Consider the following 400-nt stretch of genomic DNA (forward strand, 5'->3'; position numbering starts at 1 on the left):
GAGGTTCGGGTTCGCCAATACCAAGGTCAATGGCGCCTTCGCTGATTTTCTGCAAGCGGTAATATTTCAGTGAGACCTCATCCTCCAGCTCGAAAGGGCTTTCTTCGGCGCGGCGGGGCAGCTTGGACAGCAGGAAACGTGCATAGCTGTAGAGTTTTTCCAGGCTGCTGTCCTGGTAAGGGATGATCTGGGAAAGAAACGCGTAGAGATTGCGGTAGCTGGCGAGTTGTCCCTTGAACAGATCCTGCTCTTCTTCGCTGAGCGCTTTGTATCGCTCCACCGCCTGGTCCAGGATGGCATTGATCCTCTTGTGGTCCGCCGCCGTGGGTTCGTTGCGGTTCTTGTACCAGACTTCCACAAAGGCATTGATGTCATCGTCAAAAAATACCTGCGCTTGCTG

1 pseudogene is annotated in these 400 nt (G+C 54.0%); it reads right to left on the reverse strand.

Features of this window, described 5'->3' with window-relative positions:
• Positions 1-400 (reverse strand): annotated as a pseudogene (locus A3754_RS28370) (type I restriction endonuclease subunit R); the annotation flags it as partial.

This window comes from Alcanivorax sp. HI0083 (assembly GCF_001635175.1).